This window comes from Pedobacter sp. (assembly GCF_045628745.1).
Lineage (GTDB): Bacteria > Bacteroidota > Bacteroidia > Sphingobacteriales > Sphingobacteriaceae > Pedobacter.
Genome location: NZ_JAZQPU010000471.1, coordinates 20,870 through 28,049, shown reverse-complemented (window position 1 = coordinate 28,049; position 7,180 = coordinate 20,870). Strand labels below are relative to the sequence as shown.

General features: G+C 35.3%; 7 protein-coding genes. 3 read left to right on the top strand and 4 right to left on the bottom strand.

Annotated features, from left to right (window positions below; all coding sequences use genetic code 11):
* The 3 genes from ACR2F7_RS17015 to ACR2F7_RS17005 all read left to right on the top strand — a co-directional run.
* A partial coding sequence (locus tag ACR2F7_RS17015; RefSeq protein WP_432714729.1) for a histidine kinase occupies positions 1 to 1,980 on the top strand: 1,980 nt, incomplete at its 5' end.
* 477 nt (positions 1,981 to 2,457) lie between these two features.
* The gene (locus ACR2F7_RS17010) at positions 2,458 to 2,658 is read left to right on the top strand and encodes a hypothetical protein (RefSeq protein ID WP_432714728.1); all 201 of its coding nucleotides are present in this window, start codon (positions 2,458 to 2,460) and stop codon (positions 2,656 to 2,658) included.
* A gap of 66 nt (positions 2,659 to 2,724) precedes the next feature.
* Complete coding sequence (locus ACR2F7_RS17005; RefSeq protein WP_432714727.1) at positions 2,725 to 3,843, top strand: GNAT family N-acetyltransferase; 1,119 nt, start codon at positions 2,725 to 2,727, stop codon at positions 3,841 to 3,843.
* A gap of 2 nt (positions 3,844 to 3,845) precedes the next feature.
* On the opposite strand, the gene ACR2F7_RS17000 is transcribed toward ACR2F7_RS17005, so the two are convergent.
* The 4 genes from ACR2F7_RS17000 to tpiA are packed head-to-tail and all read right to left on the bottom strand — an operon-like array spanning position 3,846 to position 7,179.
* Positions 3,846 to 4,175: a helix-turn-helix domain-containing protein gene (locus ACR2F7_RS17000; RefSeq protein ID WP_339592090.1), complete on the bottom strand. Its 330-nt coding sequence runs from the start codon at positions 4,173 to 4,175 to the stop codon at positions 3,846 to 3,848.
* A 33-nt stretch (positions 4,176 to 4,208) separates the two neighbouring features.
* Positions 4,209 to 5,561 (bottom strand): UDP-N-acetylmuramate--L-alanine ligase, encoded by a 1,353-nt coding sequence (locus ACR2F7_RS16995; protein WP_432714726.1) that lies wholly within the window; start codon positions 5,559 to 5,561, stop codon positions 4,209 to 4,211.
* Positions 5,562 to 5,578: 17 nt separating this feature from the next.
* On the bottom strand, positions 5,579 to 6,418 hold the full coding sequence (gene prmA, locus ACR2F7_RS16990; RefSeq protein WP_432714725.1) for a 50S ribosomal protein L11 methyltransferase: 840 nt from the start codon (positions 6,416 to 6,418) through the stop codon (positions 5,579 to 5,581).
* Positions 6,418 to 7,179 carry a triose-phosphate isomerase gene (gene tpiA / locus ACR2F7_RS16985; RefSeq protein ID WP_432714724.1) on the bottom strand — a complete coding sequence of 254 codons (762 nt, stop codon included), beginning with the start codon at positions 7,177 to 7,179 and terminating at the stop codon, positions 6,418 to 6,420. Before tpiA ends, prmA begins: the two co-directional genes overlap by 1 nt.
* Position 7,180 lies beyond the last annotated feature (1 nt).

Genomic DNA, 7,180 nt, shown 5'->3' with positions numbered 1-7,180 from the left:
ATCAATAAAACTGACGGCCTTAGCCATAATGTTGTTAAAAGCATAACTAAAGACAGGAACAATAACATTTGGCTCGGTCTAGCAAATGGACACCTTAACAAGGTCAAACAACAAAACTTACATATTAGTAATATAGAAATTCCTGAGAAAACAAAGTTCCGGGCTGGCATAAGAAAAATAATCTTAGATGAAGCGCATCAATCGCTTTTTTTGGCTTCTGAAAATGGTTTCGGAATGCTCCACGAAATTTATAGTGATCAATATACTTTCACTTTATTAAATGAAAATTCGCAATCAACCTTTGTTATCAAAGACTTTAGTTTAAATAAGAACAGTACCCTTGCATTAGCTTTATCATCTGGCATAGCACTCGTCAATTACCTAAATAATAAGCTTGAATTCGACATACATACCAGGAAAGAAGGATTTAACTTCTTTTCAGATCGTGCTTACAGTGTTTTTTACGATCAAAATCAAAAACTATGGTTCTCCAATATTAATGGTTTAAAAATATTAGATCCTGAGCATAACACCATCAACTTCAAAAAATCATTACTCAATAAACGGATCAATGACATTGAACAATTACCTGATGGCACAATGGTATTGGCAACAGACGGCTATGGGTTAATACTGATTAAAGGCAATAAAATTATACGTCATTTAACAAAGAATGATGGTCTTGCAAGTAATATTTGTAAAAAAATATTTATCAGCAATAACCAAATATGGTTGGTTACGCTCAATGGCGTTAATAAAGTCAGTTTAAATAACCAGCAAGCTGAAATCACAGCATTTGATTATACCAACGCCTTATTAAAAAATGACATCAATGATGTTTATGTGGATGCAGACACCTCCTATTTTGCTACTAATACGGGTTTAGTTTATTTTTTCAGCAAGCCACACGGACAAATCGTCGAAAATCCTAAGGCTTTAATTTCTTCCATTTTTGTAGACGAAAAAAAAAGGAGTTTAAAAGATGCTCATATTACTTTAAATCCTAACAGCAAAAAGATCACCTTTTATTTCGGGGTTGTAGATTTCCAGGGCCAGGATATTTTATATAGGTATCGCTTGAGAACACATGATGAATGGACAGAAACCAAAAACAAAAGAATAGAAGCAACCGCCCTTGAACCAGGCGATTATACATTTGAAGTGAGCGCAAAGTCAAACACCAGCAGCTGGGGCCCTTCCATGAAGATTAACTTTGAACTGAAATCCAGTATATGGCAAAGTACCTGGTTTTTACTTATACTATTTTTAATTGCCGGAATTTTCTTTTATGGCGTTGCTGTTGTGGTTACAAAAAAGCAAAAAAACAAAGAACAGCAAAAGCTGCTTTTAAAAAACAGAATCTTAATGCTGGAGCAGCAGGCCTTACAAGCGATGATGAATCCGCATTTTGTGTTTAATGTGATGAACTCTATTCAACATTACATCAATACAAAAGATACCGGTTCTGCCAATAGGGTTTTAACCGGATTTGCCAGACTGATTAGAAAGAACATGGAGATTTGTACTAAAAGTTATATTTCACTCCAGGAAGAACTGGAATACCTGGAGTTATACCTTAGTTTGGAGAAGAAAAGGTTTGGAGATAAACTAACTTATACAATACATATTGATCCACTGTTAGATAAGGAGGAAACCGTAATGCCCTCTATGCTGTTGCAACCCTACATAGAAAATGCCATCTGGCATGGTATCATGCCTATTGACAAAGGCGGTGAACTGAAAATCACTATTTTAATGAAAGATCAACATGTGCTCCAGATTGAAATTTCAGATAATGGAATTGGGATTGACAACTCTTTGAAGTATAAAAAAAATAGCCATACCAGTAAAGGGATGAGTTTGACACAAGAAAGGGTAAACCTCTTGAATCAGATCAATGTAAACCCTGTACAAATTAAAATACAGCAAACAGGTGCTTCAGGTACTTCGGTCGTAATTTCTATCACTTTACCTTCCTAATTTACCGTTTACTCAAGTATTAATACCATTTACTAATTTCATTGCACATCCTATTTTAAATAGCACTAATCTTGTTATAGATATTAATAACAAACCTAGTTTGTAAAGCGTTCTTATAGAATTGGTCAAAGATATTTTAACCTAACCTAAAAATTATCTCAATTCAGGTTTCATTTGTGTGTTAAAAGTGGTAAAGCGAAAACTTTACCACTTTTTTTTTGCGTTAATATCTGCTAAGGCTACTCCATTATTCTAGTATTTACTAAAGATAAGGCGAAGCTAGTGACTATAAGTACTGGTAATCAATAGCCTCTAAGTTTAGCTGCTGATGCGGATCTTTTTTTAAAAATAAATAACCACCAATATGCTTTTTGTTTTATTTTTGAGGGAGACAAAATTTAGAAATTAAATTTAATTGACTTTTAATTTTGTAAATTTATAACCAACAAACACTTTTAGAAATTTATTTTTTTTGTAATGACAACTCCGAAAAAATCCATCAAAAAAAGTCCATTAAGCGAAGTTGAGGATAGGGATATACTCAACGGCAGTCCGGTTGAAGAAATTAAAAACAAGAAATCATTTTTAGATGATGAAGATGACGATTTTGATGTTGCTCTTGATGATCTTGATTCATTTGACGATTTTGTAGATGATGACGATGATGATAATTTCTAATTAAAACCTTAACACCATATCCCCCAACATCCTTTAAGGATGTTTTTTATTGACTAGACCTTATACATGCAGATCCTACCCGTTAACGATATTAAATCAAGTGCAAATTTTTTAGAAGTTCCAAGAATTCTTTATAAAAATGAGGAGAAATGGATTTGCCCACTAGATGTAGAAATTGAAGCCATTTTTGATCCTCAACAAAACCCATTCTTTAAGTATGGGGCTTGTCAACGCTGGATTTTAAAAGATACCAATGGGAAACTCATTGGACGGGTGGCTGCATTCATAAATGAGAAAAAAGCTTTTCAAAATGAGCAGCCTACAGGTGGTATGGGATTTTTCGAATGTATCAATGACCAGCAGGCGGCTTTTAAGTTATTTGACACGGCAAAAAATTGGCTTCAGGAAAAAGGAATGCAGGCAATGGATGGCCCAATCAATTTTGGAGAGAATGACTCTTTCTGGGGCTTGCTCATAGAAGGCTTTACGCAGCCTTCTTATGGCATGAATTACAACTTCCCTTATTACCACGACTTCTTTATTAATTATGGTTTTAAAAAGGAATATGAACAAATTACCAACCATCTACAGATTAGAAATCCGTTTCCAGAGCGATTTACTAAAATTGCCAATTGGGTAGCGCAAAAACCAGGTTATACCTTTGAGCACTTTTCTAAAAAAAATTCAACGAAATATGTAAATGACCTGATGGAAATTTATAACGATGGCTGGAAGGATTTTGAAAACTTTGTTCCTATCAAAAAAGAAACCTTATTGGAAAGCTTCAAAAAAATGGAAGCGATAATGGATGAAAAGTTAATCTGGTTTGCCTATGTAAATGGTGAACCTGCTTCCTTTGTTGTCATTGTGCCTGATGCCAACCAATTGATCAAGAGCTTTAACGGTAAATTAGGATTAATAGAGAAAATAAAGTTTGTATACCGTAAATGGAAAGGTGTAAACCGAATGCGAGCCATTGTTATGGGTACAAAATCTACCTACCAAAAACATGGATTAGAATCTGCTTTATTTATTAAACTAAAAGAGTATGTTTTGCCGTTGAACCAATATGATGAGTTAGAACTATCTTGGGTGGGCGATTTTAACGATAAGATGTTATCTATACACCAGGCTACAGGTGCCACTTTCGGGAAGCGACACCTCACCTTGCGTAAAATTTTTTAAATTTATTTCTGTCTTATTTCTTCATAAAGTTCAATCACCTTTTTTTGAAGTTTGATGATTTCTTCTTCTCTTTGAGATAACCTTGATTTTAAACTATTAATCTCTTCGAAGTTTACAGATTGTGGATTCTCACCTTCTTTCGAAATAATGTCCATTGTCGATACTTCAAATAAGTTGGCAATTTGTGCCAATCTTGAAATGTTGATATCAGTAATCCCTGTTTCTATTTTTGAAAAAGCTGGTATAGAAATGTTAAGACGTTTTGCAACTTCTCCCTGACTCCAACCATTTTTCTGTCTCAGTTGCCTGATGTTTTTACCAATTACGTTCATATTGTGTTTTTAGATATTTTAGTGTGCATTAAACTATGTATTCAACTCACGTGCCAGTTTACCAAGATCTAAACCTCCGAAATTTCCTGAACTCATGAGTAATAAATTAGTATTGTTAAAATTAAGTGCTAACAAATACTTTTCTAATTGGAGAGTGTTGTTGAAAAAGTGCAATTTAGGGTTTTTAAAAGCTTTTTCCACCTCTAAGTTGCTAAATGGTGAAATTTTCTTCTGTAGGAAAGTATCAGCATTAATGTAAACAATAGCCACATCTGCCATATCCATGGTACTTTCATACTGAAGTAAAAAATTTTTATTTAAACTACTGAATGTATGCAACTCTATACACGCTACTAATTTTCTGCCCTTAAATTGGGACTTCACCGCTTCTATTGTAGCTTTAACTTTGGATGGTGAATGAGCAAAATCTTTGTAAACGTTAGTCTGATTATCACTTCGCAACAATTCGAGTCGTTTTGCAGCCCCCTTAAACGAAGAAATGGCTTCATTAAATTCTTGTGCAGAAATTCCTAATTCCTTACACACTAATTTTGCCGCATTTAAGTTCATTAAATTATGGTCACCGAAAATTTGCAAGGGCGTTTTTTCAGGTAAAAGATAGGTAATACCGTCTTGAAGCTGGTGAGGAGGAATGGAATAAGGGATTTTATCTACAGGTGCCGTAGCACTTTTAACCAAATCAGAAAGGACAGCATCCGTTTCACAATAAATTAATTTTCCATTGGCGGCTACAGTATCAATAAATATACCAAATTGCTGAGTATACGATTCAAAGGTTGGAAAAACATTAATGTGATCCCAGGCAATTCCACTAATTACACCAATATTTGCTTTGTAAAGATGAAATTTGGGCCGTCTGTCTATTGGTGAGGCTAAATATTCATCACCCTCAATAATGATTACTGGAGCCGAAGCAGTGAGCTTCACCATGGTATCGAAACCTTCTAGCTGCGCACCAACGAGATAGTCGAAATCTCTGTTATAGTAATGAAGCACATGTAAAATCATTGAGGTAATGGTTGTTTTGCCATGACTTCCACCAATTACTACACGTAACTTATCTTTACTCTGCTCGTAAATATATTCTGGATAAGAATAAATTTTCAGCCCCAATTCCTGAGCCTTCAACAATTCCGGGTTATCTACAAATGCATGCATCCCTAAAATGACAGCATCGAGATCAGGGGTTATATTTTGCTCATTCCAACCGAAGGTGGTAGGTAGGAGGTTATACCTGGCTAACCTGCTATAAGAAGGTTCCGCAATCACATCATCAGATCCACTAACCTGATATCCTTTTTTATGCAGAGCGATGGCCAGGTTGTGCATGGCACTGCCACCAATTGCAATAAAATGTATCCGCATATTCTTTTACTCCGTAATTAATTCTTTATAAAATGTGCAGCTACCCAGTCTCCAATTTTTTGATGATCAACATACTTTATGTCAAACTTCAGGCATTCTTCTGTAATCATTTCCAGATCTGGCGACTCATAAAAGCCACTAAAGAAAATACTGCCTCCAGCATTAAGTACTGCAGCGTAGTTTTCTATCTGATCAAGCAAAATGTTGCGGTTGATATTAGCTAAAATAACGTCAAATGATGCTTGTGGAATAACTTCCTTTCCACCCCATAAGGCTTCAATATTGCTGATGTTATTTAAAGTAGAATTTTCAAGTGTACTCTGATAACACACCTCATCGTAATCAATGGCTACTAAAGATTTAGCGCCCTTTTTAGCCGCTAAAATAGCTAATATACCAGTTCCACAGCCCATATCAAGCACTGCCTTATCCTGAACGTTAAACGATAATATATATTGCATCATCATCGTGGTCGTCTGGTGGTGCCCTGTACCAAAAGCCATCTTAGGATCAATCACAATCTCATAAGGATATTGCGGCTGTGCAGGATGGAATGTTGCACGAACATAACATTGTTCACTGATGATTAATGGTTCAAAGTTTTTCTCCCATTCTTCATTCCAGTTTTTTGCTGCAATTTCCTCGACAGTATAAGTGTAAACAATGTTTTCTAAAGAATTAGTAAGCACCTCAGTTAAGGTAACCTGACTATATTCTTCAAAATCAACAAAGGCAGCAAATCCGCTTTCCGTATCTTCGAAAGTGTTATACCCTATTTCAGCCAGATCATTGATCAACAAGTCTTGTTGATAGGCTTCAATATTTTCGAAAGTAAAAGTAACCTGTATATATTGCATTAAGCGTTAAATGTTTTAACGATGTCCGTAAAATCACGAGATTTTAAGGAGGCACCTCCAATTAATCCGCCATCTATATCTTCCTGAGCAAATAGCTCAGCCGCATTTTTAGGATTACAACTACCACCGTATAAAATGCTGGTGTTCGCCGCTATATCATCGCCATATTGTGTTGCTATCTCCTGGCGGATAAAAGCATGGACTTCTTGTGCCTGTGCTGAACTAGCTGTTAAGCCTGTTCCAATAGCCCAAACAGGTTCGTATGCAATCACAACTTTAGAAAAATCTTCCGCACTTAAAGCAAATACACCTTGTGTTAATTGTGATTTAATGACATCAAAATAACTCCCGTTATTTCTTTCGTCTAAAGTTTCACCAATGCAAAAAATAGGAATAAGGTTATTTTGCAAGGCTATATTCGTTTTCTCCAATAACAGTGCATCAGATTCAGCAAAATATTGTCGGCGTTCAGAATGGCCAATTATAACGTATTCACAACCAGCAGATTTGATCATTTTAGCAGAGATTTCTCCTGTAAAAGCACCACTTTCATTTTGATGACAGTTTTGTGCGCCTAGCCTAACGGTAGTGCCACCCAATTTAGCTAAACTGTTTAAATGAATAAAAGGAGCGCATATAACAGCCACCTGCGTGCCCTTTTGCTCATCTCTTACCATATTTACGATTTCTGAAAATAGAGAAATACCTTCGGTATAATCTAAATTCATTTTCCAGTTACCTGCTACAATTTGTTTTCTCATT

What these genes read in the sequence shown, in the direction of transcription:
- ACR2F7_RS17010 (WP_432714728.1), top strand. Translation starts at nt 2,458, where the DNA reads ATGACAACTCCGAAAAAATCCATCAAAAAAAGTCCATTAAGCGAAGTT.
- ACR2F7_RS17005 (WP_432714727.1), top strand. Translation starts at nt 2,725, where the DNA reads ATGCAGATCCTACCCGTTAACGATATTAAATCAAGTGCAAATTTTTTA.
- ACR2F7_RS17000 (WP_339592090.1), bottom strand. Translation starts at nt 4,175, where the DNA reads ATGAACGTAATTGGTAAAAACATCAGGCAACTGAGACAGAAAAATGGT.
- ACR2F7_RS16995 (WP_432714726.1), bottom strand. Translation starts at nt 5,561, where the DNA reads ATGCGGATACATTTTATTGCAATTGGTGGCAGTGCCATGCACAACCTG.
- prmA (WP_432714725.1), bottom strand. Translation starts at nt 6,418, where the DNA reads ATGCAATATATACAGGTTACTTTTACTTTCGAAAATATTGAAGCCTAT.
- tpiA (WP_432714724.1), bottom strand. Translation starts at nt 7,179, where the DNA reads ATGAGAAAACAAATTGTAGCAGGTAACTGGAAAATGAATTTAGATTAT.